We start from the raw sequence: 764 nt of genomic DNA, 5'->3' as shown, positions 1-764 counted from the left end.
GGAAGCGCCGAGCTTGCGACCGACCGCGATGCCGACCGCGATCGCCAGCACGTTCTTGGCCGCGCCGCCGATCTCGACGCCACGAATGTCGGTGGAATGATAGGGACGGAACGTCGGCGAGCCCAGTGCCTGCACGAGCGCGCTCGCCAAGGTCTCGTCGCCTGCTGCCAGCGTCACCGCCGTCGGCAGGCTGCGCGCGACATCGTCGGCAAAGCTCGGGCCCGACAGAATGGCCGGCTTGGCGTGGGGCGCGGCTTCCGCGATCACGTCGGTCATGAATTTGTGGGTGCCGTGCTCGATGCCCTTGGCGCAGGCAATGATCGGTGCCGGCCCTGGCAGATGCGACGCCAGCATGTTGACCGCGCCGCGGACATGCTGCGCCGGTGTTGCGATCAGCAGCATGTCCGCGCGCGCGGCGAGCGCCAGATCGTTTGTGACGACGATCTCCGGAGCGATTTGTACACCGGGGAGCCGCGGGTTGTCGCGGGTCGAGGCGATCCGCGCGGCATGCTCGGCATTACGTGCCCACAGTGTCACGGTGCGCCCCGCCCGTGCTGCGACAGTCGCCAGCGCCGTGCCCCAGGCGCCCGCGCCGATCACCGCGACGGATTGGAAGGGGGCCATGGTTAGAATCCCGCCCGCGTCTTGCCGTAGCCTGCCGGCGCTGTTGCGTTCGCATCGAGCAGCCACCGCGCGCGGGGCTCGGCTTCCATCGTGTCGGTCATGCCGAGCGCGAGGCGCTCGGCGCCGGCCCAGGCGATCAT

The 764-nt window shown here is 69.9% G+C and carries 1 protein-coding gene and 1 pseudogene; both read right to left on the bottom strand.

Going from position 1 to position 764, the window contains the following annotated elements; translation table 11 throughout:
- Positions 1-624, bottom strand: a 624-nt coding sequence (locus MOV74_RS39480) for a 2-dehydropantoate 2-reductase N-terminal domain-containing protein (protein WP_246933034.1), incomplete at its 3' end; no start/stop codon positions are given.
- A 2-nt stretch (positions 625-626) separates the two neighbouring features.
- A pseudogene (locus MOV74_RS39475) lies at positions 627-764 on the bottom strand (tRNA (adenosine(37)-N6)-threonylcarbamoyltransferase complex transferase subunit TsaD); the annotation flags it as partial.

The sequence above is a fragment of the Bradyrhizobium sp. SHOUNA76 genome (assembly GCF_023006445.1).
Classification (GTDB): Bacteria; Pseudomonadota; Alphaproteobacteria; order Rhizobiales; family Xanthobacteraceae; genus Bradyrhizobium.
The sequence above is the reverse complement of the archived record's forward strand: the minus strand, read 5'-3'. Positions and strand labels throughout refer to the sequence as shown.